The sequence below is a fragment of the Rhodococcus sp. CH91 genome, from assembly GCF_022554085.1.
Taxonomy (GTDB): domain Bacteria; phylum Actinomycetota; class Actinomycetes; order Mycobacteriales; family Mycobacteriaceae; genus Rhodococcus.
Genome location: NZ_JAKFYR010000010.1, coordinates 108,554 through 131,446, shown reverse-complemented (window position 1 = coordinate 131,446; position 22,893 = coordinate 108,554). Strand labels below are relative to the sequence as shown.

The 22,893-nt window shown below is 67.7% G+C and carries 26 protein-coding genes and 1 pseudogene; 8 read left to right on the top strand and 19 right to left on the bottom strand.

Going from position 1 to position 22,893, the window contains the following annotated elements:
• Positions 1-45: 45 nt before the first annotated feature.
• The 3 genes from MOM01_RS18425 to MOM01_RS18415 all read right to left on the bottom strand — a co-directional run bounded on the left by MOM01_RS18425 (position 46) and on the right by MOM01_RS18415 (position 3,548).
• Positions 46-1,509, bottom strand: a complete 1,464-nt coding sequence (locus MOM01_RS18425; protein WP_241386889.1) for a hypothetical protein — start codon at positions 1,507-1,509, stop codon at positions 46-48.
• On the bottom strand, positions 1,502-2,494 hold the full coding sequence (locus MOM01_RS18420; RefSeq protein ID WP_241386888.1) for a hypothetical protein: 993 nt from the start codon (positions 2,492-2,494) through the stop codon (positions 1,502-1,504). Before MOM01_RS18420 ends, MOM01_RS18425 begins: the two co-directional genes overlap by 8 nt.
• Before the next feature lie 793 nt (positions 2,495-3,287).
• Positions 3,288-3,548 carry a hypothetical protein gene (locus MOM01_RS18415; RefSeq protein WP_241386887.1) on the bottom strand — a complete coding sequence of 87 codons (261 nt, stop codon included), beginning with the start codon at positions 3,546-3,548 and terminating at the stop codon, positions 3,288-3,290.
• A 43-nt stretch (positions 3,549-3,591) separates the two neighbouring features.
• On the opposite strand from MOM01_RS18415, the gene MOM01_RS18410 reads away from it, so the two are divergent.
• Positions 3,592-4,923, top strand: a complete 1,332-nt coding sequence (locus tag MOM01_RS18410) for a hypothetical protein (RefSeq protein ID WP_241386886.1) — start codon at positions 3,592-3,594, stop codon at positions 4,921-4,923.
• A gap of 37 nt (positions 4,924-4,960) precedes the next feature.
• Here MOM01_RS18410 and MOM01_RS18405 read toward each other — a convergent pair whose 3' ends face one another.
• Together MOM01_RS18405 and MOM01_RS18400 are read right to left on the bottom strand one after the other, a co-directional pair.
• The gene (locus MOM01_RS18405; protein WP_241386885.1) at positions 4,961-5,962 is read right to left on the bottom strand and encodes a hypothetical protein; all 1,002 of its coding nucleotides are present in this window, start codon (positions 5,960-5,962) and stop codon (positions 4,961-4,963) included.
• A gap of 91 nt (positions 5,963-6,053) precedes the next feature.
• Entirely contained in the window at positions 6,054-6,668 is a 615-nt protein-coding gene (locus MOM01_RS18400; RefSeq protein ID WP_241386884.1) for a hypothetical protein, read from the bottom strand.
• A 52-nt stretch (positions 6,669-6,720) separates the two neighbouring features.
• On the opposite strand from MOM01_RS18400, the gene MOM01_RS18395 reads away from it, so the two are divergent.
• On the top strand, positions 6,721-7,329 hold the full coding sequence (locus tag MOM01_RS18395) for a DUF1109 domain-containing protein (protein WP_241386883.1): 609 nt from the start codon (positions 6,721-6,723) through the stop codon (positions 7,327-7,329).
• Between the two features lie 109 nt (positions 7,330-7,438).
• On the opposite strand, the gene MOM01_RS18390 is transcribed toward MOM01_RS18395, so the two are convergent.
• On the bottom strand, positions 7,439-8,083 hold the full coding sequence (locus tag MOM01_RS18390; protein WP_241386882.1) for a DUF1109 domain-containing protein: 645 nt from the start codon (positions 8,081-8,083) through the stop codon (positions 7,439-7,441).
• Positions 8,084-8,256: 173 nt separating this feature from the next.
• Here MOM01_RS18390 and MOM01_RS18385 point away from each other — a divergent pair, with 173 nt between their 5' ends.
• A complete protein-coding gene (locus tag MOM01_RS18385; RefSeq protein WP_241386881.1) occupies positions 8,257-9,069 on the top strand; it encodes a hypothetical protein in 813 nt (270 codons plus the stop codon).
• A gap of 166 nt (positions 9,070-9,235) precedes the next feature.
• Here the strand turns inward: MOM01_RS18385 and MOM01_RS23195 are convergent, their stop codons facing one another.
• Positions 9,236-9,358 (bottom strand): hypothetical protein, encoded by a 123-nt coding sequence (locus MOM01_RS23195; protein ID WP_277609925.1) that lies wholly within the window; start codon positions 9,356-9,358, stop codon positions 9,236-9,238.
• A gap of 45 nt (positions 9,359-9,403) precedes the next feature.
• Between MOM01_RS23195 and MOM01_RS18380 the strand changes: the two genes are divergently transcribed.
• Positions 9,404-9,745 (top strand): hypothetical protein, encoded by a 342-nt coding sequence (locus tag MOM01_RS18380; RefSeq protein ID WP_241386880.1) that lies wholly within the window; start codon positions 9,404-9,406, stop codon positions 9,743-9,745.
• Between the two features lie 289 nt (positions 9,746-10,034).
• Here the strand turns inward: MOM01_RS18380 and MOM01_RS18375 are convergent, their stop codons facing one another.
• The gene (locus tag MOM01_RS18375) at positions 10,035-10,295 is read right to left on the bottom strand and encodes a hypothetical protein (protein ID WP_241386879.1); all 261 of its coding nucleotides are present in this window, start codon (positions 10,293-10,295) and stop codon (positions 10,035-10,037) included.
• 339 nt (positions 10,296-10,634) lie between these two features.
• Between MOM01_RS18375 and MOM01_RS18370 the strand changes: the two genes are divergently transcribed.
• The 3 genes from MOM01_RS18370 to MOM01_RS18360 all read left to right on the top strand — a co-directional run bounded on the left by MOM01_RS18370 (position 10,635) and on the right by MOM01_RS18360 (position 12,008).
• Positions 10,635-10,928, top strand: coding sequence for a hypothetical protein (locus MOM01_RS18370; protein ID WP_374112328.1), 294 nt, complete (start codon positions 10,635-10,637; stop codon positions 10,926-10,928).
• Positions 10,925-11,080 carry a hypothetical protein gene (locus MOM01_RS18365; protein ID WP_241386877.1) on the top strand — a complete coding sequence of 52 codons (156 nt, stop codon included), beginning with the start codon at positions 10,925-10,927 and terminating at the stop codon, positions 11,078-11,080. Before MOM01_RS18370 ends, MOM01_RS18365 begins: the two co-directional genes overlap by 4 nt.
• A 475-nt stretch (positions 11,081-11,555) precedes the next feature.
• A complete protein-coding gene (locus tag MOM01_RS18360; RefSeq protein WP_241386876.1) occupies positions 11,556-12,008 on the top strand; it encodes a PaaI family thioesterase in 453 nt (150 codons plus the stop codon).
• A 27-nt stretch (positions 12,009-12,035) separates the two neighbouring features.
• Here MOM01_RS18360 and MOM01_RS18355 read toward each other — a convergent pair whose 3' ends face one another.
• Both MOM01_RS18355 and MOM01_RS18350 read right to left on the bottom strand, forming a co-directional pair.
• Entirely contained in the window at positions 12,036-13,460 is a 1,425-nt protein-coding gene (locus tag MOM01_RS18355) for an NAD(P)/FAD-dependent oxidoreductase (protein WP_241386875.1), read from the bottom strand.
• A gap of 91 nt (positions 13,461-13,551) precedes the next feature.
• Positions 13,552-14,604, bottom strand: a complete 1,053-nt coding sequence (locus tag MOM01_RS18350; RefSeq protein ID WP_241386874.1) for a tyrosine-type recombinase/integrase — start codon at positions 14,602-14,604, stop codon at positions 13,552-13,554.
• A gap of 59 nt (positions 14,605-14,663) precedes the next feature.
• On the opposite strand from MOM01_RS18350, the gene MOM01_RS18345 reads away from it, so the two are divergent.
• Complete coding sequence (locus MOM01_RS18345; protein WP_241386873.1) at positions 14,664-14,864, top strand: DUF2188 domain-containing protein; 201 nt, start codon at positions 14,664-14,666, stop codon at positions 14,862-14,864.
• Here the strand turns inward: MOM01_RS18345 and MOM01_RS18340 are convergent.
• From MOM01_RS18340 to MOM01_RS18305, 9 genes and pseudogenes are all read right to left on the bottom strand, one after another.
• Complete coding sequence (locus MOM01_RS18340; RefSeq protein WP_241386872.1) at positions 14,854-15,684, bottom strand: pentapeptide repeat-containing protein; 831 nt, start codon at positions 15,682-15,684, stop codon at positions 14,854-14,856. The genes MOM01_RS18345 and MOM01_RS18340 overlap by 11 nt on opposite strands.
• A gap of 184 nt (positions 15,685-15,868) precedes the next feature.
• The gene (locus tag MOM01_RS23190) at positions 15,869-16,357 is read right to left on the bottom strand and encodes a DUF2156 domain-containing protein (protein ID WP_308197008.1); all 489 of its coding nucleotides are present in this window, start codon (positions 16,355-16,357) and stop codon (positions 15,869-15,871) included.
• A gap of 91 nt (positions 16,358-16,448) precedes the next feature.
• Positions 16,449-16,847 (bottom strand): annotated as a pseudogene (locus MOM01_RS23185) (phosphatidylglycerol lysyltransferase domain-containing protein); the annotation flags it as partial.
• A complete protein-coding gene (locus MOM01_RS18330; protein ID WP_241386952.1) occupies positions 16,828-18,213 on the bottom strand; it encodes a rhomboid family intramembrane serine protease in 1,386 nt (461 codons plus the stop codon). The gene MOM01_RS18330 and the pseudogene MOM01_RS23185, both read right to left, overlap by 20 nt.
• A 151-nt stretch (positions 18,214-18,364) precedes the next feature.
• The gene (locus MOM01_RS18325) at positions 18,365-19,693 is read right to left on the bottom strand and encodes an alpha/beta hydrolase (RefSeq protein WP_241386871.1); all 1,329 of its coding nucleotides are present in this window, start codon (positions 19,691-19,693) and stop codon (positions 18,365-18,367) included.
• A 96-nt stretch (positions 19,694-19,789) separates the two neighbouring features.
• Positions 19,790-20,539 carry a VIT1/CCC1 transporter family protein gene (locus MOM01_RS18320; protein ID WP_241386870.1) on the bottom strand — a complete coding sequence of 250 codons (750 nt, stop codon included), beginning with the start codon at positions 20,537-20,539 and terminating at the stop codon, positions 19,790-19,792.
• 90 nt (positions 20,540-20,629) lie between these two features.
• Positions 20,630-21,670 carry an NAD(P)H-binding protein gene (locus MOM01_RS18315; RefSeq protein WP_241386869.1) on the bottom strand — a complete coding sequence of 347 codons (1,041 nt, stop codon included), beginning with the start codon at positions 21,668-21,670 and terminating at the stop codon, positions 20,630-20,632.
• A 108-nt stretch (positions 21,671-21,778) separates the two neighbouring features.
• Positions 21,779-22,255 carry a redox-sensitive transcriptional activator SoxR gene (soxR, locus tag MOM01_RS18310; RefSeq protein WP_241386868.1) on the bottom strand — a complete coding sequence of 159 codons (477 nt, stop codon included), beginning with the start codon at positions 22,253-22,255 and terminating at the stop codon, positions 21,779-21,781.
• Positions 22,256-22,333: 78 nt separating this feature from the next.
• On the bottom strand, positions 22,334-22,552 hold the full coding sequence (locus tag MOM01_RS18305) for a hypothetical protein (RefSeq protein ID WP_241386867.1): 219 nt from the start codon (positions 22,550-22,552) through the stop codon (positions 22,334-22,336).
• Positions 22,553-22,893 lie beyond the last annotated feature (341 nt).

Sequence of the window (22,893 nt, the reverse complement as noted above, 5' to 3'; positions counted from 1 at the left end):
GCCCGCGACTATCGCACTGTGCTCGGAGAACGGACGACCACAGCGTTAGTCGAGGAAGTAGGCGAGGACTTTCTCCTCGGAATCCAAGACCTCGTCCGAAGCCACCCCGAGCTCGAGTGCGAGCTCGACGGATCCGAGGAGGACAACCTCCACGTCAGGGGAGAAGGCCCGTTCGAGCACCTCCAGGTAGTCGGACATGCTCGCATCGAGCTTGTCGATGAGCTCTTGGTATTGGGCGGCGAGTTGCTCGTCCATCGCCTGCTGTTCGTCGAGGTACTGCACGATCAGCGACGCCTCCCGCTTGGAGAGGGAAGACGAGACGGCCTTGTACATGATGATGCCGACGGTATTGCCGATCACGGCACCCAGTACCGGCACCGGGATGAGAGCCTGCCCGACGAAGGAGGACAGGGCGCTGACGGCGGTATCCAGGCAGACGAGCTCCGCGTTCTCGATGAATTCCAGCTCGTCGATCTCGCCGCGACGGAGCTTGTTCGCCTGCTCGGCGACGCCGAAGGCCGCGGTGACGATCGAGCTGGCGACGGCCGCGGGGGTGGCGGTGACGTTCGTGAGCATGTAGATGCTGGCCCCTCGGACACCGCCCTTGGCGGCACCGAGATTCGCTTCGCCGGCGATGTCGGTCCAGTCCTCGACAGTGAACTCTCTGAGCTGCTTGCCCGCACGGCGTTTGTCGACCACGGCCAGCACCAAGGCGGTCCCGCTCTCAATGGCGGCGGCCGCAAACGTGGCCTTCGCGCCCTCCGCCAGGGTCGGCCGACCTTCCTGGTAGGCGGCATCGCGCAGGGACTGGTCGGTGGAGCGGAGGGAATCCGCCTCCGTCTCCAAAGTCGCCCCATAGGCGCCCTTCTGAACCTCGGAGTATTTCAGGTGGGAAGGCTCGAGCGACTCGATACCGACAGATCCCTCCTCGCCGAAGAACGCCTGGATCCGCTCCCAGTCCGTGAACGACGGGCCGTCGCCGCCACGCGTCAGGAGTGTGCCGGCTTCCTCGCGTGGCAGGGCGTGCAGCTTCTGGATCACCTCGAAGTGGTCGCGGGGGATCTGGTATTTCCCGCCGCTGGCGACGAAGTCGGGATACTTGCCGAGGTGTTCGGTGATCGCGCCGAGACCGAAGCGGCCGCCGGCCGCGACGAATTTCTGCTGGATCTCCACGCCGTTGCGCATCAGGTCCACAGGGCCGTTGTCATTAATCCACTGGTAGACAGCGTCCCCACCACGGATGTGGCTGCGAGCATTGCCGACGCCGACCTCTGCGACCTCGGCGATGAAGCCGTGCATACCCTTGAGCCCGCCACGGTTGGCGGCGACCACCTCGAGGTCGATCTTCCGGATCGCCTCACCGACGCTGGCGAGCGCGTCCTCGAGATTCCGGTCCTGCCGGTGGAGAGCGCTCAGCAGGTTGTCCAACCGGAGCTGGTTGAGATAGTTCACCCAGGCGGCGACAGCCTGCTCCTGGTTGCTCTTCCCCAGCCTGACCGCCTCACTCATTCCCGGCGCCCTGCGCGATGCGCTTGTTCAGGAGGGCCGCGCAGGCCTTCGTGTTGTTCACCAGCGCGACGAGTTGGGACTGTTGGGGCGCGGACAGCGCGAGGAAGTCGGTCCCGAAGCACCTGAGCGCTTCGCGGTAACTCTGCACGAGCAGCTCGCGAAGGGACGTGGTGCGTCGGAGCAGGTCATCGATCTGGGCGTCTATGCCCTTGATGAGCGCGGTGTTCTGCTTCACCGAGGTCAGCGCCTTGTTCTTCGCCTCGCGGTTCTCGAACTTGTTCTTGGTGAACAAAGCGATCGACGCGAGGAGGGTGGCCCCCGCGACCGTCCAGCCGATGGGGCCGGCGAGGGCGAGCAAGGCGCCACCTGCCGCAGTGCCGCCGCCGCCGGCCGCGACAACCCCTCCACCGAGCCAGGCGAGAGCAGCCTTGGTCGCAGCAGCCCCGGACAGAGTGGAGATCGCGGTGCCGGTCGACGCGGTGCCGAAGGTGGTGGCGACCCACATCGCCGCTGTCGGAGCCATGCTCGCGACCGCGGCGCCCGCGGCGAACCCGGCAGTGGCGCCGGCAGCCGACTTCCTCGCGGCGTCGAGATCCTTCTGCGCGAACTCCTCCGCCGCCAGGAACTGGGCTTTGTGAATGTCGATCTCGTCGAAGTCGGTCTCGAACGACTTCGGGGTGTTGGCGATGCTGTTCACCAGCAGCTCGACGAGCTCGATCAGGTCAGTCGAGCGTTCGCGCTGGCGTAGGAGAGAAACGCCCCTGTCGTTCATCGACGTGAACGCGCCGTTGTACTCGACTATCGCCTCCTCGTAGGGATCGGGTTTCTTCGCGCTCCGCCTCTCGGCGGTGTCCACAGCGGCATCCTCGAGATCGCTGGTCTGCTCGGTCTGCTGCTTCGAGCTACCTCGTGCGAATCTGCCGAAGCCGCGGCCCGTCTTGCCGAACCTCGGCTTGGTCATATCCATTTCGAGTGGTTCGACCATCGAGACCTCCGAACTCCGTTGTGGTGTGCCCTGGCGACACGAGAGTATCGGCAAGAACGGACAAGCTGGACACACCGACGGTTTCGAAGTAACCGACTTCGCCGTGATTCCCCAACCAGTGCCGTCCCTCCCTACGGCCGACTTCGGGCGGCGCGGGACCGGGTCAACAGCACTGACGACCGATTGCAGGGCTAGTTGTCGAGATGCAGTGAAGATCGACAGGACACGCCGCTACAGATTGACAGAGGCTCGGTGAGACGAGAGCGCCNCTAGTTGTCGAGATGCAGTGAAGATCGACAGGACACGCCGCTACAGATTGACAGAGGCTCGGTGAGACGAGAGCGCCGGTCAAGGTTTCATTCCGGGAAACCGCAGCTCAGAAGCCTTATGAAGCTGCGGTCGGCCCAGTTAATCTACCCCGCTCATCTCGCTAATCTTCGCTGCATCTCGACAAACATACACCTGCATAAATCGGGCATATCCATCCAGAGCCCTTGTCACTCCAGATTTCTATGGGGTCGGGAACGTAAATTGCCGTTTACGCACCATCGACGCCAAATTGCCAGGTGAAGCCGTTTCACGCACCCGGAGAGCACCGGAATCCGCCGATCACGTCCGCAAACCAGTAGAACCAGCGTGAATACCTTCGCAAGTGCGACCCGGGTCCCGACACAATGCCCAGGTCGTGACCCGGACCTGTCTGTGGCCGCGACGATGCGCACCGAGCCCCGATCACCGGGTAGGGTCTTGCCCACGGTGACTCCGTGCCCGAGAGCGTCGCCTCTCGGATTGCCTAGTGCACGGAGATGGTCATGTCGTTCGACAACGAACACTCCCGCCCCCAGGATCTGAAGACCTCCTCGGTTGTTCCCCCACTGCGTCGTCTGTTGACAGTGGTGGTCAGTGGGTGGGTGATCGAGGACGGATCGATCGTGCCCCCGAAGGTGGGGAACACAGTGTCGGTGGCCTTGCAGTTCCACCAGTACACACCGGATCCGGCCGATCCGCGGACCTGCACGGTGCGAGCCTGGGCGCAACCGATCCAGGCGGACACAGCCCCGATCGTCGACCGCGACGGGCAGTGGTGGTGGACGATCATGCTGCGCGGCGACGGCTGGAGCGCAGTGTGCCGAACGCCGCGGCCGCTGATCGATCATGTCGAGATCACCGGGATGTTCTTCGCCCATACCGAGCTCGGCAGCGGCACCGCCCGCGGGTTGGTGCGGCGGGTGCAGTTGATGACCGGCGAGACCACCTACGATCCACACACCCGCGGCTGGGCAGCGGTGGCGGACGAAGACATCCGCTACACCGATATCGAGGCCTCGCCGCGCTGGTTCGATCGCCCCGACCCACCGGACCCCGCGCACGCCGACCATCCTGTCGAGCGTCAGCTGGGGGTGCTGATCGAGCTGGACCTCGATGCCGCCGAACCGGCCCCGCTACGACCGCGGGTGCGTCCCGGTGTCATCAGCAGCGGCGGCCGGGTGTTGTGGGTGCTCGACCGGCAACTGCCGGTCCTGCTGCAGATCGACGACCCGGCCGGGGCCGCGGTAGTGACCGAGCATCTTCTGCCCCTCTCCATCGCCACTACGGTTTTTTCGCCGCTGCGGGGGCGGGTGGTTGCCGACGGGTCGGGCTGCTGGGTCGTCGCCGAACAGACGGTGCTGCGCTGCACGCTCGATGCGGCCGGCGCCCTCGAGGTGCACCGAATCGATGTGGGCCACCGTATGGCAGCGGCCGCGGCCTGTGGCTCGGTGCTGCTCACTGCGGGCGAGGGCGTGTTTGTGCTGCGCCCCGGCACCGAACCGCTGAGGGTGGAGTTGCCGACCGCACGATGGGTGGCGGCTACCTCGGAAGGGTTCGTGGCGGTGGTGCCGGCCGTGCCCGAGGATTGCGCGGCGCCATTCCCGCGGATCTATCGTATGGTGCGCATCGATCTCGACGGCACGGTCACCGACGGACCGCAGATGCCGTTGTCGTTTCCTGTTCGTGTCGGCTCCACCGGTGACCGGATGGCCATCTACGATCGCCGCGGTGTGGCGGTGTCGATCGGTGCGGATCTGACGAGCACGCCTGTGCCCGCTCTCCCGGGTCGGCCGCTGACGTTCGGTGGAGCCGGGGGCTATCTGTGGATGACCACCCACCGTCCCGACGGCACCGGGAAGACCGGCTGGTGGCCGTTCGACAGTTCGGACGAGGTGCCGGCCCGCGAGCACGGGCGGTTTCTGTTGGTGCTGCTCGATCCCGCCACCCACCGGGTCGTCGCGGCGGCGGCAATCGACGATCCGGAGCCGGCAGTGACGATCGACGAGCAGAAAGACGAGCAGAAAAAGGTGTGGGTCGCCACCAAGAAAGGCGTGTACCTGCTCGATCCGGTCGGCACACTCGTCGAACTCGACGTTGCTGCACGGCTATGCACCGAATAGCTCGAGGCCTTTCGAGCGAGCGGAGCACGTCGTGGGGTTATCTACGATGTCGCTGGGATCGTGGGCCCTTGTCGATGCGGCGTTGCCGGTCGACGGGTTCGTCGGGGTGAAGCATGCGGTGAAGATCGGCGATGGTGTCGTCGTTGAGGTCGCCGTGGATCACCCCGGCTGCCCAGTCCCAGTCGGGAGTCGACCAGACGTAGAACAGTGCGCCCCACGACGGTTCCCACCCCTCGGCGCTGCGGGGCCGACGCGAGAGCATCGTCAGATCGTTTCCCGCGTCGAACGCCCCCGTCTGCGGGTCATGGAACGGTACCCGGTCGGGGGTGAAATCCATCGGCACCCGCGTGCGGAGCGGCACCTCGGTGACGGCGGTGGTGAACCAGTGTTGTTGGTCGCGTTCGAGAGCGAACTGGCGTTCGCGGTACATCTGCTGTTCCTGCTCGGCGGTGAGTACCGGCCCGTCCCACCCGAACAGGGCGTCGTCGACCGGTTCGCCGACGACGAGGTCGACGAACTGCTCGCCCAACCCCGCCTGCTCGATATGTTCGCCCAGCATCTGCCCGGTCTCGATGTCCACCCAGATCTGCATCGGATACGGCTTGTGCGGCGGCGGTGCCAACTCCACCGTCCAGCAGCGTCGGCCCGCGAACTCGACCTCCTCGACCGGACCGGTCGGCTGGGCGAAGTCGTCACCGGACCATTCGGCCGCGCTGCGCCGCCGCAACAGGAACTGACTGGTGCCCAGATACTGCACCTGACCGACCGGACCGACCCGCGGCCGTTGCGGATCCCGGGTGAAATCCCACGCGGCCACACCGTCGGTAACAAAGACCGGGGTGCCGTCCTCGCGTTCGACGCGCAGGCGTGCGCCGTGACGCCAGATACGGTGGCCATTACCGGCCATCACCCGAAGCTTGCGCCCGATGGAGACGAATTGCTCGGTGTGCCCGTCCGGGTGCACCGCGCGGATCGTTCCCCGCACAGGCAGATCAGGACCGGTGGTCAGTGCCCGCAGTACCTCGATCCACGCCGTCATCATTCGACACTAAGCGACATCCGCGCCGCCTCCAGAGGCGGACACGCGGTGTCAGAGGTGATCGCCTGGGACCTAGCTGCCGAGAGCTTCGTCAGAGGGGCAGCCCTACGTCCAGGTCCACCAGGACGCCGGCCTCGCGGGTCCACGGACCGTCCCGGGGCGGGATCATCGGGCTGTGCCATCCCCGTGGATCAGCAGGAACAGGGGTGGCAGGTACCAACCCGAGCCGAAGGCCGGTGTGCCCGTCCGGTACGGGTCCGAGCGTGTCGGTCCATCCCTGGGTGTGTCGGCCGTCGGCATCGGGAACGCTCACGCGGGTGATCAACCGGCATCGGGCCACCGTGCCGGTGACCTGTGCCTCGGCCGGAAGCACTCCCGGCCAGTCGGCCTCGAACCACCCGGCACACTGTGCTGTGCCCTCGTAGAGACGGCTCGACACGAAGTACGCGCACCAGCGGTCACCGTGCAGCAGCATCGAGTAGGAACCGGCACGGATCCGGCCGTCGGGGTCGACCCGGTCCGCCGAACACCGGCCGTCGTTCAACGGCTCGACCCGTGCCACGACCTCGTTCGACATCTCCGGATGGATCCACGGCCGTGCTTCGTGGAACTGCAGCGTGTAGTCGACGCGGTCCCCGATGCGAGGGATGCCGACTATCCCGTCCATGATCAAGTCCTCGGGAACAACGATCCGCAGCGTCGTCATTACCCCATCATGCCTACGCTGCACATCCGGACCGGCTCGGTACGGTGATGCAATGAAGGACGCGAAAGCGCAGGCCCGGCCCACAGCTCGTAGTGCAGGAGTGAGAACTGTCGCGGTCGAGGTGTGTCTGCTCCTCGCAACGATCCTGTCCCTGAGCGTGCTGCTCGGCATGTACTACGGGTGGCTGGCGGTCGGGGGCGCTCTGGATTACGATCACCAGATTTTCATCGCGATACCCGCGCTTCTGCTACTCGGTGTAGCCGGTCTGGTGTGGGCTTTTCGTGTGTGGTCCTCCCTTCGAGGTACCCGATCCTGGTCCTGGTGGACTGCTGCGGCGCCGGTGGTCGTCCTGGGCGCCCTGCTTGTCGTGGTGTTGTTTCCCCGCCCGGGGTTCGACGAAGCCCGGCCCCAACTCGAGGCGATCGCGCGTGAGATCCTTACCGAACCCGACGGCGTCAGAAGTGGTGTGGAGGTCGGTGGACTCGACATCTCGCGTGTCGAACAACTCGGTGGGGCCGTCTACTTCATCGAGTCCGACGATTCGTTCGGAACCACTCACGGGTGGATCTACTCACCGGAGGGCTACCTGGACGGCCAGCGGCATGTCGGGTCGATCGAGCATCTCGGAGGTCCCTGGTACGAGTTCGAGCGCAGCTCATAGGTCCGGATCGATCACCAGCACCCTTTCCGGAACTGCCGAGCGCCTTCCACAGTCGGCTTCGATGTCGACGAACCATGTGCCGGCCCCGGCAGGCGTGTGCGAGTCCGGTTCATTCGCGCCATACCGCCGTGAACTCGTACCACGGGCCGTCGAGGTGAGTCGACTCGATCCGATCGATTCCCGAACGGTCCGGCGGAGGTCCGGCCGGTGAGTAGATCCAGCCGCCGGAGGTGGTCAGGAAGCTTTGGTCGGCGTCGTAGAAGTACACCGCACCGTTGTTGCGTCGTTCGATCCGGGACATCGTGTAGGGCCCGACCGGTATATCGAACACGGCCGGATCCGGGGAGGACAAGGCCGTCCGGGCGGCGAGGTCGAAGTCGCTGCGTGAGGACTCGAACGACGGTGACGGAATCACCGCAGCGGCTACGGTCGCGGCGACCACGACGATCGGAGCGGCCGCGATCCACCACGACCACCGCCGGTCCCGCCCGATCACGTATGCGGACTTGATCGCCCACACCAGGCCGACGATGACCAACAACACCCCGAAGACCAGGACGACCATCGAATTGGTGAAGGCATCGACGGTGTGCCCGTGGGCCGGCCACCAATCCAGTAGGGCGAACACGATTCCGGTGCACAACAGCACCGACGCCCCTGCCACGATCAGCCCCGGTGGGCGTGCCGGGCGGCCGATCGGATCACGCAACACCAACGGCTGCCGCGGCGCCGGTGACGTGTCATCGCCGTTCATGAGTCGAGCTTTGCACGTCAGCGCACCGAGTCATGTCATCTGGACGCGACCCGATTGGGTGATCCGCGTTCGGGAATATGCCTCGAACACGGCCCGCTGCATCTCTTCCGCCAGAGCGAATCCCGGCCGTAGACGGGCGCCCGGCACGACCGCGGTGTGGCAGGGTCGGATACGTGAGTGAGCACAGCGCCTCGAATCCTGCTGACCGGCAGCAGATGGATCGGCATGTCGACCCGAACTCGCAGTCGCTGGTGTGGCGGGTCGATGACGTACTCGACGACACCACCGGCGGCGACTGGATCGCAGAGGCGCTGCCGCGCTTCGAGTACACCGTCGGATCGCTGGTGCCCCCGATCTACACGCTGTATTCACGGGTGCTGCATCCTGCCGCCCGGATCGACCCCGACAGCGGGGAGCAGGTTCGGGTGCGCTGGGCCGAGGTCGCCGCCCATACCGGCGGGGTGATCCACCAAACCGTCGAATGGGGTTCGCTGCTGCAGGCCGGTATCCACAATGGGGTCGGGGACGGCCGCGACCTCGTGTGGGACCAGGAACCCGACGAAGGTGATATGCCGGAAGAGCAGTTCGCGGCCCTTGCCGAGGTTCTCGTCGAGCACACCAGCACCCCGGACGAGTGCTGGTTCGGTTTCTGGGAAGGCCGCGCCGGCCAGGCCCTGCACCGTCCCGCAGCCGGACCGCGGGTCCGCCTCCCGCATCGGGACAACTTTCTGGTGCACGGCACGGTGCGCGATGCGGTGCGCACTCTCGGAGGGTGTGGTCCGAACCTGTGGTGGCCGCAGGACCGGGCATGGTTCGTCGCCACCGACATCGACCTGATGTCGACCTACATCGGCTCGTCCACCGACTGCGCCCTGACCTTGGCCGCGCACCCGGACCTCGAGGTCATCGACACCAGCAACCTGCGGAAGGTCACCTGGGACAGCGACGAGATCAACCCGCTCCCACCGCGCCCCTACGGGCAGTAACCCGCGACGATCACCTGCGCTTCGGCGCACCCGCTTCCACCGGTGAGACGACGATCGTCACTCATCGTCGACCGGGTGCACGCGCACCGCCACAAACGCGAAGCCCTCCACCGGACCGCTCGTTTGCTGCCACTCGAAGGCGACGTACCGGCCAGGGGTGAGTTTTCTAAAAGCCCTCGACCTCGACCTCACTGAAGTGCGCCCAGCAACCACCGGGGGTCTGTTCGCAGTCGATGACGCCCCACCCGTCCTCGCTGTTCCAGAATCGAACGATGCCTCGGGAAGTCATCTCCCGATGATGCAGTACATGGTTGTCGGAGGAGATACTGACGACATGGGAGAGGACGAGGCGATCGCGACGACGCGCGTACGCCAGGGTGTGCCGGTGGCCTATCGCGGCCCCGACACCGACCGCGACATCCTCAACCCCGAGACGGGGCCTCCGATGCTGTTCCACGGCCATCCGGGCCGGATCACCAGTCCTGCGATCCAGCACATCCTGGTGGACTGGGTCGGTCTCGAGAATGAGCCTGCAAGCTTTGCCGTCGGCTACTGCCCCCACACCATCGACGGCGGGCGGGCCGGCCCTGTCGTGCCCGCTCTAGCGGAGATCTCGGAAGACGAGTACCTCCTGCGCAAACAGCGGATCGACAAAGGCGAACGTCCCATCCCGTAGGCGCTGAGCCGCTACAACCCGCGGTGCACCTCTCGACCACTTCGAGACACCCGGGGGGTGGGTCACCTGCCCTGACCTGTGGCGCCGAAGTCGGGTTCGCCCGCCACTACCTGCCGTTGTTCCACGGCGAACTGGTCTTCGTACTCACCCATCATTGGCGCAGCCTCGCCGAGAGCCCTGAAGAGGCAGGCCTTCACGCTGCGCCGGGTGTGACGAGGCTCAGGGAAAGTGCTCCAGATCCAATTTCAGCGAGCGCCGTCAGGTGCTGCGGACAGGAGCTCCGACCAACTCATGGTGTCCCCCCGCGGTCGCCGTCACCGATGCCCGAGGGGTCGGTGCCGGGCGGGAACTCTTGCAGATAGAACGTCGCTCCGTCTTCGATCTCGCCCGCATGGAAAGCAGGCGACTCGAAGGTTCGGGCATAAGGCGCCGAGCTACTGACGGTAATTGTGTAGTGGCGTTGATTCGCGGGAACCGCGTCGAAGTGCGCTACGTAGGTACACACTCCCGTACCGTCGGCGTTGCGTTCGACGGTGTCGACTTCCAGCACAGAACGTGCCGAGGTGGCCGCGCTCTCGCCGTGTATCAACACCGTGTCGTTCGGTGCGATCGGGACGGCGGCGATGATGCACTGTCCGGTCTGTGGGTCGGTTTGCTCCGCATTTCCGACGACCGTGACCGTAGCGGGAAAGGTCTCCGGCTCCTCGGTGTTCGATGGTGAGCCGACGCCGTAAGGAGGTCATCAAAGCTCCTCTCGCTGCTCCAGCCGTTGCCGGCCGCACCATTTACGCTGAAAGCGGTCAAGCGGCAGGTCAACGCACTGTGATGCTGAGCATGAGGGGAGTTGAGATGTCTGTCGTACCGCGAAGGGGTCATCCGCCAACAACTCATGCGGACTGCGGTCCTGGACAAGATCGAGCGTGAGCATCTGCCGGTGGACACTGACCAGGTTCGCCGGAGCTTGGACAGGATCCGTGAGCAGGTCTGCGGGAAGTCCCTGCTCGAGCACGTCGAGCGGTGGGACCATCTGCTGCGAACCGGTGATCTCGACCTGATCCGGCACGGGGCGCTCTCCGATGACGAGGTGGGACGTGAGATACGGAATCTGTCACCGCTGACCGTGTTGATGGCCGAGTCCGAGCGTCTCGAGGTGCTCGATGACCTGCGACATCGTGCTGCGTGAACCGCGAACAATTCGCCCGCGCGATCAGGACCGCGTGTGCATACCTCGAAGAGCCGTACGTAGTGGTCTTCGGCTCGCAGTCCATCCTGGCCAGTTACGACGGTTCCGTGCTGCCCGCCGAGGCATCGGTGTCCCGTGAGGTGGGCATATAACCGCGTAGCGCCTTCACAGCCGGACCGATCTTCAGAACAAGCTCAGTGTCCTGGACGTCTTCGTCAAGAGGATTCCGCATTCCACGATCTGCACGGGGTCTATGCCGAAGACATCCACAAGGACCACGGTGGTGCTGCCCCACGGCTGGGAGAACCGACTCGTGCATTTCACCGCCGACGTCGATGATCTCGTCGAGCGCCGTGCCTGGAAGGGATGCCATGGCGGGGGTGGTCAGCCGGGCGATCGCCTCTTAGCGCGCCAGATCGCCGCGGCGGAAGCGCGGCAACCCTGGTCCGTCTGTGGGAAAGATCAACGCTGTGGTCAGGACACGGCCGGGAGCGCTCATACAACATGCGGGCCGCGGAGACCTCCACGAGCTCCGACCCGACCGTCCATAAACCACCATGTCCTACCATCGTTCGACGGCCACCCGCTCCGGTGGCCGATCCACTCCCGGCACGAACAGGAATGCGCATGAGCGACCAGCCCACCCACGATCCGGAACTGCTGCGCGACCCCCGGGCGGTGACGACCCTCAACGACCGCGGATTCGGCACGGCGCTCGGTCTCGAGTTCACCGAGGTCGGACCCGATCTCGTGCGAGCCCGCTGGACGGTCACCCCGGCGCAGCATCAGCCCTACGGCATCGTGCACGGCGGCGTCTACTGCGCGGTCATCGAAACCGTCGCCAGCATCGCCGGGGCCACCTGGCTGGGGGACAAGGGCAACGTCGTCGGCGTCAACAACAACACCGACTTCCTCCGCGCGACCCGCGAGGGGGTGCTCACCGCGACCGGCACTCCCGTCCATCGGGGCCGCACCCAGCAATTGTGGCGGGTCGAGATCGTCGACGCCCAGGACCGCCCGGTTGCCCAGGGACAGGTCCGGCTGGCCAACATCGTCGACGCCGACCGCATCGGACACTGACCGCGGGCTCCGGCCGGGGCGGGGAGATCACCCCGTGGTCTGCGCCCCGCCGCGTCCCGGAGTCGCCGACGCCTTCGTGGACGGTCGCTGGTCGGCCGGGGTGGGGGCACCGTTCGATTCTTCCTCGCGCAGGTGCTCGAGCGCCAGCCGCGCGAACACCTGCTGCTCGGTCGCGGCCATCTCGTTGCGGCCCCTGGAGAAGAATGCCTGCGCCCAGGACAGCAGCGTCGAGACCTTCGACGAGAATCCCACCAGATACAGCAGGTGGATGAACAGCCACGCCACCCAGCCCAGGAACCCGCTGATCTCGATCCTGCCGACCTTCGCGACCGCACTGAACCGCGAGATCGTGGCCATGCTGCCCTTGTCGAAGTACTTGAACGGTTCCCGATGTGTCGGAGTGGCGCCGTCCAGCGACGCGATGATCTGCCGGGCCGCGTACTTGCCGCCCTGCATCGCCACCTGCGCCAGCCCGGGCAGTTTGTTCAGCGACATCATGTCGCCGATGACGAACACGTTCGGATGCCCGGGCAGCGTCAGATCCGGCAGGACCTCCACCCGGCCCGCCCGGTCGATGCCGGCGCCGGACTGCTCGGCGAGCTGCTTGCCGAGCGGGCTCGCCGACACCCCCGCCGACCACACCTTGCACTGCGATTCGATGCGGCGCTGCGAACCGTCCTTCTCCTTGATCGTCAGACCGTCGGCGTCGACGTCGGTGACCATCGCCCCGAGCTGGATCTCCACCCCGAGCCGTTCGAGGGTGGTGCGGGCCTTGCGGCTGAGTTTGCCGCCGTAGACCGGCAGCACGTCGGAGGCGCCGTCGAGCAGCACCACCCGCGCCTCCGACGGGTCGATGTTGCGGAAGGCGCCCTCGAGAGTGCGCCGCGACAGCTCCGCGATCTGCCCCGCCAGCTCCACGCCGGTGGGGCCGGCCCCGACCACCACGAAGGTCAGCAGCCGGGCCCGTTCGACCGGATCGTGGGAGAGTTCGGCCTGTTCGAACGCGCCGAGGATGCGGCCCCGCAACTCCAGGGCGTCGTCGATGGTCTTCATGCCGGGCGCGAACTCGGCGAACCGGTCGTTGCCGAAATACGACTGCCCGGCCCCGGCCGCGACGATGAGGCTGTCGAAGGGGATGGTGGTGTACCGCTCGAGGAACCGGGAGGTCACCGTCCGGTTGTCCAGATCGATCGTCTCGACCTCGCCGAGCAGCACCTGCGCGTTCTTCTGCTTGCGCAGGATCATCCGGGTCGCGGGGGCGATGTCGCCGACCGACAGGATGCCCGTGGCCACCTGGTACAGCAGCGGCTGGAACAGATGATGGCTGGTGCGGGCCACGAGCGTGACGTCCACCTCGGCACGAGCCAGGGCCTGGGTTGCGAACAGCCCACCGAAACCGGATCCGATCACGACCACTCGATGACGGCGGGGTTCGGTCTGCTCGACACTCATGGATGCTCCTTCACGTTGCCGGATGGATCGTTCTCCAGTCTTGCAGTTACCACGTTTGCCCACAGCCCAACCGGCGAGCCGCCCCTCCGTCCTAGACCTGCCTGTCGCCGCCCGCCTCGCGGCCCGGCCCGAGCAGCCCGTACACCGGGTTGTGCCGCGCCGCGTGCCGCACCGCGTCGTTCGTCGCCGAGGTGTACACCTGCACCGTCTGCAACGAACGGTGTCCGAGCAGCTGCTGCAACTCGACCATCGTCGCGCCGCTGTCGGCCAGGCTCGTGGCGAAGGTGTGCCGCAGGGCGTGGGCGAGCGCCCCGCGTTTGCGTTCCGATTCGATCCCGGCGCGCCGGTAGATACGGCGCACCCGGTACTGGAGGGTGCCGCGGGTGATGCGCTTGCCGTCCGCGCCGACGAACAGCGGATCGGCGGGGTCGTGCCGCTCCCACACCGGCAGGTCGTCTCCGTCGCGGTCGCGGCGCCGTCCGGGGGGAAACCGCGCGTAGCGTTCGGTGAGATAGGCCGAGACGATGGCCGTCCAGCTGTCCTCGAGGGGGATCTCGCGTTCGATGGCGCCCTTGCCGAGCACCCGCAACACCGGGGCCCGGCGTCCACCGAGGATGCTGCCGACATCGAGGCGGATCAGCTCGTCGGAGCGGATTCCGGTCAGCAGCAGGGTCGCGATCAACGCCAGATCCCGTTGCGGCCAGTCCCGCGACGATTCCGCCGGGCGCTGCGCTTCCACCGTGATCGTGTCCACGAGCCGGCCGATCGCGGTGGGGGTGAACGCCTTGGGGGTGTGCTGCGGTTTCTTCGGCTGCGCGATCGACGCCATCGGGTTGCCCTCCGATACGCCTTCGGAGACCAGGAAGTTGCAGAAGTTGTTCCACACCGACCAGGCGCGGCGCACCGAGGCCGGTTGACGCTCGGCGGCGAACGCCGCGAAACCCGAACGCAACGTCCGCACCGTCACGTCCTCGAGTCGCAGCGCGGTCTCCGGTTTCGCGCACACCGTCGCCAGCTCGGCGCACACCGCATGCAGATCCAGCCGATACGCCTTGACGGTGTGCGGGGACCGTTTGGCGGTCTGCAGGGTCTCCAGATACGACCCGATCCAGTCCGTCAGACCCGGCTGCGCACTGCCGCTCACGATGTCCTCCCTCTCGACCGTCCACCCGCACCGCACTCGTACACATGTGCGAGACCAGTGTGACAGCAGGGACCGACGTGACCGCCGGGGCGCCGATCCGCACAGGAAGCAGGCCGTGCAATCCCACCCGCGAGGAGGCGGTGGAGGCGGGCCACGACGAAGCGCGGCGCCGCGAGGTCGAGCATCTCGTCCACCACCTCGACGGCATCATCGGCGAACGCAAGACCTACGGCCACGACCCCCGCGACATCACGGGGTGATCCCCGCCGGCAGGCGCGTGCGCCGATCGGTGTGCGCGGCCGCCAGCTGAGGGCCGGTGACGAACAATGCCGCCGACAGGTCCGCGCCGTGCAGGCGGGAATCACGCAGGTCCGCGCCGAGCAGATCCACCGCGGTCAGATCACAGTCGCGCAGATCCGCCCCGATCAGACATGCCCCGCGCAGATCGGCGCCGCACAACCGCCGTCCGCGCAGGCGGCGACCGGCAAGATCGGCACCGGCCCGCAACGCCGGATCCGGCGGCTCCCCAGCGGCGAGATGGCACGCCCGCACCTCGGCGCTCACGTCGATCAACAGGGTGCGCACCCGATCGTGCAGGCCCGCGATGTCGGCGGCGAGCACCTCGTCGGCGCTGCGGGTCAGCGCCGTGATCGACGCGGCCGTGGCGTGGGCGCGCTCGACGACGTCCGGATCGTAGGTGCGCCGCGCGGCCTCACCGAGATGCCACAACATTTCGTGCAGCTGCTTCACCGCCGCGAACACCGCGAACATCCGGCGCCGCACCGGCGGCAGGCTGTGCGCGGCCCTATCGGGGAACAGGTGCTCGGACACCTGCTGTCCCGCCCCGAAACAGTCGAAGACGGTGCAGCCACGATAACCGCGGCCGAGCAGGCTGTCGTGGATGGTGCACGAGAACTCCGGGGACAGATGCGAGCACGGGATGCCGGGTTCCTTGTCCACCGCGAAATCGGCGGACCGGGTGAACCCGAAGGCGGTGCAGCACAAGGCGACACAGCGTCGGCAGTCACCCCGCAGGTCGGTGCGGGAGGGAACCGTGAGAGGAAAACGGGAAATGGTCATGTGAACTCCAGGGCAGTGTTCCGGTCGAGGACGGACACGGGGAACCCGACGGCGGGTTCCCTCCCGGGACGCACGCGATCACCGCCGCACCCGGGCGGCGCAGGCCACGGTCGGCGCGCAGGAGCACTCTCACGCGACAAGAAGATTGTTCACTGGTTCGGGACGATAGCAGACCCTGAAGGACTCACCGCTGCAGCAACCGGGCCAGCAACCGGCGGCTGTCGTGGAGCGACAGTCGCGGCAGATACGCGCGGGTGACGGCCACCCCGATGGCCGGCAACGCCGCCGGATCGGGAAACACCAGATACAGCGGCCGGTAACGGGGCTGGAATTTCGCCTTGAAAGCCAGCAACGACCGGAACCCGTAGACCGGCTCGAGGGTGGCCCCGAGCAGATCGAGCATCGCCTCGAGACCGCTGCCGTCGCCGCGCGCACCGTCCGGTTCGACCCCCGCCAGGGGAGCTCCGGACAAACTCAGGAATTCCAGACGCCGCTCCTGGGCCGCCAGCACCGCCGAGGCGATGAGGAACTCCATCGCCGCCCGGAATCCGTCCGCGCGGCGCCGCATGAAATCCAGCGTCAGACCCATCAGGACACCGTCCCGGTAGACCGGCATCCACGAGGTCACCGCATGCACGTGCTCGTCGCGGTCGACGGCGAGCAACAACCGCACCTCCGGATCCCGCAGTTCCGCCAGCCCCCCCGAGCGTGAAACCCATCTCGGGCAGACCCTTGTCCGCGGCCCACTCCTCGGAGATCTCCACGATCTGCTCGGTCACCGACCGTGGGGCCGTGGCACAGCTCGTCCGGCGTGCCTCGATGCCCTCGCGGGTGGCACGGTCGAGGGCGGTGCGCACGTCCTGGAACTTCTTTCCGGTGAAGGTCAGCCCGGCCGGATCGATCACCGTCTCCTCGGCCACCTGCAGGCAACTCCACTCGTGAGCGCGGGCGATCTCGGCGGTGTCCGACTCGACGGAGTACAGGCACGGCGTCCAGCCCCGGCCGAAGCAGAACGCAGCGAACTCGTCGACCGCCTCCGCGCGCCGAGCACGAGCACCGATCGGATCACCGATGGTCAAGGCGACCCCCGCGTGCACCCGATAGGCCACCGCACAGCCGCCGTCGGAGCTGAACCAGTAGGCGTTACCCGCCCAGGTGCTCATCCACGACAGTGAGCCTCCGCCCGGTGCATGCAGCAGCTCCCGCACCCGCCGGGCGCCACCGACATCGACTCCCTGCGGGGGCGCCCCGAAACTCCACAGCATCATCAGGCAGAAGACCACCCACACGAGCACCCCGGCCCACTCGAACAGCAATGTCGCCGCATTCGTCAACGGCATCACGACGGGATCGACGAACTGCAGATAGACCGGGGGAACCAGCCGGCGCGGCGCTTCCCGCAACAACGTCGCGACCCCGGGATCCCGATCGAAACCGTCCGCGATCACCGTCCCCCACACCAGATAGACCGCCAGAGCCACCGCACCGGCCGCGGCCGTGGCCAGGCACACCAGCCGATACGTGCCGCGAGCGGCCCGCACATCGAACAACTGCCCGGTGGCCACCAGCAGAACGAGCACCGCCAGCACCGCCAGCAGCGGAGCGAACTCCGCGTACACCGCACTGTGCCGGTGCACCCCGTACAGCAACGACCGCGTGCCGTCCTCCTCGGTGACACGGATCAGCACACTCGCCGCGGCCGCCAGCACCAGCACCCCATGGCCCCACACCGACAGCCACCACGCCGCCCGCCGGCCCCGCCGCAACCCCTCGGCGCCGACGAAGCAGCAGCGAGGGCATCAGATTCATCACCCACGGTCCGATCCCGGACAACCGCACCGCCTGCCGGCCCTCGCGGCACTGCTCGTACAACGCCGGATCCGCACACACCACGACCAGCTCCCGCGGACTGTAGGGCACCTGATCGAACAACTCCCGTAACGCCGACAACGGGCCGATCGCCTGCGGGGAGAACGCCGCGAACATCGGGCCGAGCACACTGGCCGCGACCACCAGTGCAACCAGGGTGCGCCGTTCCCGGATGGTGCCCCCGAGCGCCGGCGCCCGCGCGGGGCGCCCCACCAGCATCGGCCCCACCAGCAGTCCGGCCACCGCGGCACCCAACCGGGCCACATCCTGCAGATGCCCGGCGAACAGCGCCCCGGTGACGAGAAGGACCAGCAACACCGCGCGGATCCGGCGCCGCCACAAGGTACGCATCGTCGCGGTGGCCACCAGCACGGTGCCGCAGATCCACGCCAGGGGATCGACGAACAGATGCCGGTGCAGCTCCAGGCCCCACGAATTCGGCACCACCGAGACGATCAGGGCGACGAGCAACGCCGCGGCCACCCCGAGCCCCTGACAGAGCACCGCGGCGAACGCGAACCGGCGACTGCCGAGCCGATGCTCCACCGGCACCGCCACACCGAGCAGCACGATGCTCGCCACCACATAGTGCGCCCACCCCGACGCGAACAAACCGGACGTCCACAGCGTCCACCACCGGCCGTCCCCGACCGTGCGCACCCCCGCCGACACCTCCGCGGCCCACTGCGACGGTGGGCCCGCCCGCCACGAACGGTGACCACCGCCAGGACTCAGAGCAGCCCCGTGGCGCCGACACTCACCGGGGCGCCGGACACCGCTCCGCCGATCCGGGACAGGACGATCCGGGACCTCACGAGGGGAGTCCGAGCCGGCGGCCGAGCCACGGCAACTCCGTTTCCAGCCCCGCGGACCATACAGCGAAACTGTGCCCGCCGGGCAGCTCGGTGAGATGCACATCCATACCCGCAGCCCTCGCCGCCGTCACCGACTGCTCGATACCGGCGCGATACTCGACATCGTTCTCGCCCACCACGAACGCGCCCGCCGACCCGGGATACCGATGACTGGCCAGCAGATCCGCGGGATTGTTGCGGGCGAACGCCTCCGCGTCCCCGCCGAAGACCTCACGGATCGTCGACTCCCGGTCCCCAATGGTCGGCTCCGCCTGCCCGGACAGATCCAGAAAGGTCGGATACATCTCCGGGTGCGTGGTCGCCAGCTGCAGGGCGCACGTCCCGCCGTAGGAGAACCCGCCCACCGCCCACGCCCGCGGATCCTGAGCCACCTGAAGGTTCGCGCGAACCCAGGCGGGCACATCCACCGCCAGATAGGTCGCCGCATTCCCCCGCGGGGAGTCGACACACAACGGATTGTCGAACTGTCCGCCCGTGCCGTCGGCGAGCACCACGATCGGCGCCAACCCCTCGTGCCCGGCCGCATAGGCATCCATGATCTCGGTCAGCCGACCCCCGGCCAGCCAGTCGCCGGGGCTGCCCGGCTGCCCGGCGAGCAACACGAGCACCGGCAGATCGGGCCGCGACCCGGCGAAATACGCCGGCGGCAGATAGATCCGCGCGGCGCGCGCCGAGAAGCCCGAGGTGGTGCCCGGAATATCGGCCTCGGTCACCGCGCCGGTCGACGGCAGATCGGCCGGCGGCGTCCACTCGCTCAGCGGGGGCGGCGGCGCTGCCGAGGCCGGGGCGGGCGGTGGCACGTCGGTGAACGGGACGGTGCGGTAATCGGCGATCCCCAGCACGGCCCGCACCGTCGGATAGGCGTCGTAGACGGCATTGATCGCCCCACCGGCACAGACCACCACCACGACTGTCGTGGTGACGAGCCCGACGGCCGCACCCGGATGCCGGCCCTCGCGCCGAAAGAACACCCGGCCCACGAGCAGGCCGACGGCGAACAGCGCCACCCCCGCCCACCCGTACACCGACAGGGGCAACGGATCGGGAAACGGCCGCCACACCTTCTCGATCAGCACCGCCCCCGCCACCACCAGCGCCGCCGCCGCGGCTGCCGCGGCCACCGGCCCGACCACCAGCCACCGGCGACGACGCCGCGCCACGAGCACGCCCACCCCCAGCGCCGCGACGACGGCGAACACGACAGACGCCGCCGTCGAGGTCACCTTCAGGTCGAGCGCGGCGTCGACGAGCCCGTTCCAGGACACGGCGTTCAGTATGGTGGCTCCCGCCTCGCGCGGGGAGCGAAGTACGCACCGCGCACCCACCGAACCCGCCCGGCAGATAGCCGGGGCTGCGCGGCGCTAGACGGCGACGTCGAACAACTGCCCCAACGCGTAGGTCACACCCATCGCGATCGCGCCGCCGACCACCACCCGCAGCACCGCCCGGCCGTGCCGGGCACCCCCGAGCCACGCACTGATCGATCCGGTCACCGCCAGCGCACACAACACCGCCACGAAGGTCACCGGGATGCGTGTCGCGTCCGGCACCGCAATGATCACCAGCAACGGCACCAACGCCCCCAGCGTGAACGAGACCGCGGACGACAGCGCCGCCGCCCACGGGTTCGCCAGTTCGGCCGGGTCGATACCCAACTCCACTTCGGCATGCGCGACCAGCGGATCCCGGGCCGTCAACTCCTCTGCCGCAGTACGAGCCGTGGCCGCCGACAACCCCCTGCGCCGGAGCAGATCCGCGAGTTCCTGCAGCTCCGCCTCGGGCGAGGCGGCGAGCTCACGACGCTCCGTCGACAGGGCCGCGCGTTCGGTGTCGCGCTGAGTGCTCACCGACACGTACTCGCCCAGCGCCATCGATACCGCACCCGCGGCAAGCCCCGCTACACCGGCGGTGAGAATCGCCGACTCGTTCGGTGTCGCCGCGGCGACACCGACCACCAACCCGGCGGTCGACACGATCCCGTCGTTCGCGCCGAGCACCCCCGCCCGCAACCAATTCAGCTTGCTCGCCAACCCACCGGAGTGGGGCTCTGTCCCCGGATGCCCGCCACTGGAGCCCTTCTCGCCCGGAGAAGGCAGGTTCGGTACCGCCATCCCGTCAAGCTAACACCGGCTACCGGGCCACGGCGCGCACTCGCCGGAGAAAAAGGGGCAGCTCGGGTCGGCTCATGTCGCTGTCGCGCATCATCGCCCCCTCGATCGGCCGCGACGCGGGGGGATACCCCGCGCGGAATACCGGCGGGCCTCCGCCGCCGCGACAGCCCACGGCGGATCACCCGGCAAGGCACCCATCGGATCCCGATCCTCCGGTGCGACAGCCGGATCTGCGGGAAGCACCGCGCGTTGCAGTGCCCGCTCGATACCGACGGGACGATAGCCGGAGGGGACCAGGCGGCCGATCCACCGGCGGTCCCGGGCGATCATGTCGTGGCGCAGACTCTCCATCAGAGCGGTGACCGTCACGGACGGCACGTCGGTCAACCATGAACCGATCCTGCCGATCACCGTCGCCGGAAGCCGGGGGAGCGTGACCCGGACACGCGGCATCGCGGTGATCGCCCCGTAGAGACGCAGCAGATCGGGGTAGCTGGACATCTCCCCACACCCCACATCGAACGACTCGGTGGGCAACTCGGAGAACACCGCGCCGAGCACCGCCGTGGTCAGGTCGACCACTGCGATCGGTTCGACCAGCGCATACATCCAGTCGGGAACCATCGTGACCGGAAGTCGCCCGCCGAGCTGACCGAGCACCTCGAAGCTGGTCGAACCGGAACCGAGAACGATCCCGGCACGCAGGGTGATCACCGATCGGTCCGCGCGGGCGAGCTCCCGCTCGACCTCCCAGCGGGAGAGCAGATGTTCGGACATCTCCTGCGGCTCGCAGTCGGGTACGAAACCGGAGACGTAGACGATTCCGGTCGCCGAGGACGCGTCGACAGCGCGCCGCATCTCGCGGGCACCCGTCAGATCGAGATCCCGGAAGTTCGCCGACCGCATGCCGTGCACGAGATAGACCACCACATCGACATCCGCGAGGGCGGACGGCAATGTGTGCGACGCGGTGACGTCGACAGCGGCGGTTTCGACACGGTCGTACCACCGGAACCGTCGCACGGAGGTGGGATCGCGGGCGCCGACACGGACGGTGCAGCCGGTTGTGAGCAAGGCGGGGACGACTCGGCTACCGACATAACCGGACGCACCGACCACGAGAACTCTCATCGCCGTCCCATCCGAGTGCTCGAATCACTCTCCGAGCTGCGCGAGGCGTAATGCTGACTGTCTCCTGCCTACCACCTCGGCTGTGCTCGGCGCAGCGCCCTCGCGGAGTCACCGACCGTCCAGGACCGGCTCCGGTGGCTCGTCGGGCAGGGGAAGACGGCGTGGGCCGGGCCCTTGTGCGCTGAGGACGTCGCCGGGGTTCGCGAGCGGACACGAGGCCAAGCTCAGACATCCGCATCCGATGCAGTCGGTGAAACTGTCGCGCAGAGCGGTGAGCGCGTCGATGCGTCGGGTGAGGCGGTCGTGCCACGCGCGGGACAGTCGCGCCCAATCCTCGGTGGTGGGGACCCGGCTGTCGGGCAACGAATCGAAGGCGTCCTTGATCTCCTCGAGAGACACTCCGACACCCTGGGCGACCTTGATGAAGGCGACCTTGCGCAAGGTGTCGCGGCGATATCGGCGCTGGTTGCCGGTGGTGCGGCGGCTGGCGATCAGGCCGCGCGACTCGTAGTAGTGCAGCGCGGAGACCGCGACGCCGGCGCGTTCGGACAGTTGTCCGGGGGTGAGCCATACCGCAGGGTTCATCGAGGTACCGCCGCTCGTCGGAAAGACCGTCAGTTGTGGTGCACAGTACCGACCGTGCGCATCCGTGCGGTGTCGGTCTCAGAGCGAAGGGGGACCGAATTCGGCGGCCACCTCGGGTGCGTCGAGCCGGAGCAGGTCGTAGGCGTCGTGCACCATCGAACGGACCGACTCCGGATAGGGCCGTTCGAAGCTCTCGCAGATCTTCGCGGTGGCCAGTGCCACCTCGAGTCGCCACTTTCGGGAGCCGCTCACGAAGGTCCGGGCCTGGAACAGATAGCTCGATGCGGGGGTCGTCACGACGCCTACCGTAGGGCCTGGCGGCGGTGTACGGGGGAGCACCACGCCGGATTGTGGCTCCTCACTGTCACCGTGACGAATCGAGGCGCGCGGGGAGGGTGTGGCGGGAGGGGACTGGAACTCGTCTTCGGGGTGCGCTGCGGGGGTGGGGGTGACGGTCAGTACCGGGTATGGGGCAGCGGGTGTGGGCAGAGTCGCGGGACGAGCGGTCGAGGCCGGCGCGGGAGTGGATCGCGGGAGTGGATCGCGGGAGTGGATCGCGGGAGTGCTGCCCGGGCTGGCGAGGGCCGTCGATGCGATCGACGCGATCCGACTGCTGTTGCCGCAGGGGATGCTTCATG

What these genes read in the sequence shown, in the direction of transcription:
- MOM01_RS23195 (WP_277609925.1), bottom strand. Translation starts at nt 9,358, where the DNA reads ATGACTTCCCGAGGCATCGTTCGATTCTGGAACAGCGAGGACGGGTGG.
- MOM01_RS18355 (WP_241386875.1), bottom strand. Translation starts at nt 13,460, where the DNA reads ATGAGTGTCGAGCAGACCGAACCCCGCCGTCATCGAGTGGTCGTGATC.
- MOM01_RS18320 (WP_241386870.1), bottom strand. Translation starts at nt 20,539, where the DNA reads ATGGCGGTACCGAACCTGCCTTCTCCGGGCGAGAAGGGCTCCAGTGGC.
- MOM01_RS18370 (WP_374112328.1), top strand. Translation starts at nt 10,635, where the DNA reads ATGCGGACTGCGGTCCTGGACAAGATCGAGCGTGAGCATCTGCCGGTG.
- MOM01_RS18360 (WP_241386876.1), top strand. Translation starts at nt 11,556, where the DNA reads ATGAGCGACCAGCCCACCCACGATCCGGAACTGCTGCGCGACCCCCGG.
- MOM01_RS18425 (WP_241386889.1), bottom strand. Translation starts at nt 1,509, where the DNA reads ATGAGTGAGGCGGTCAGGCTGGGGAAGAGCAACCAGGAGCAGGCTGTC.
- MOM01_RS18405 (WP_241386885.1), bottom strand. Translation starts at nt 5,962, where the DNA reads ATGACGGCGTGGATCGAGGTACTGCGGGCACTGACCACCGGTCCTGAT.
- soxR (WP_241386868.1), bottom strand. Translation starts at nt 22,255, where the DNA reads ATGAACCCTGCGGTATGGCTCACCCCCGGACAACTGTCCGAACGCGCC.
- MOM01_RS18380 (WP_241386880.1), top strand. Translation starts at nt 9,404, where the DNA reads ATGGGAGAGGACGAGGCGATCGCGACGACGCGCGTACGCCAGGGTGTG.
- MOM01_RS18410 (WP_241386886.1), top strand. Translation starts at nt 3,592, where the DNA reads ATGCTGCGCGGCGACGGCTGGAGCGCAGTGTGCCGAACGCCGCGGCCG.
- MOM01_RS18420 (WP_241386888.1), bottom strand. Translation starts at nt 2,494, where the DNA reads ATGGTCGAACCACTCGAAATGGATATGACCAAGCCGAGGTTCGGCAAG.
- MOM01_RS18395 (WP_241386883.1), top strand. Translation starts at nt 6,721, where the DNA reads ATGAAGGACGCGAAAGCGCAGGCCCGGCCCACAGCTCGTAGTGCAGGA.
- MOM01_RS18390 (WP_241386882.1), bottom strand. Translation starts at nt 8,083, where the DNA reads ATGAACGGCGATGACACGTCACCGGCGCCGCGGCAGCCGTTGGTGTTG.
- MOM01_RS18315 (WP_241386869.1), bottom strand. Translation starts at nt 21,670, where the DNA reads ATGAGAGTTCTCGTGGTCGGTGCGTCCGGTTATGTCGGTAGCCGAGTC.
- MOM01_RS18400 (WP_241386884.1), bottom strand. Translation starts at nt 6,668, where the DNA reads ATGACGACGCTGCGGATCGTTGTTCCCGAGGACTTGATCATGGACGGG.
- MOM01_RS18340 (WP_241386872.1), bottom strand. Translation starts at nt 15,684, where the DNA reads ATGACCATTTCCCGTTTTCCTCTCACGGTTCCCTCCCGCACCGACCTG.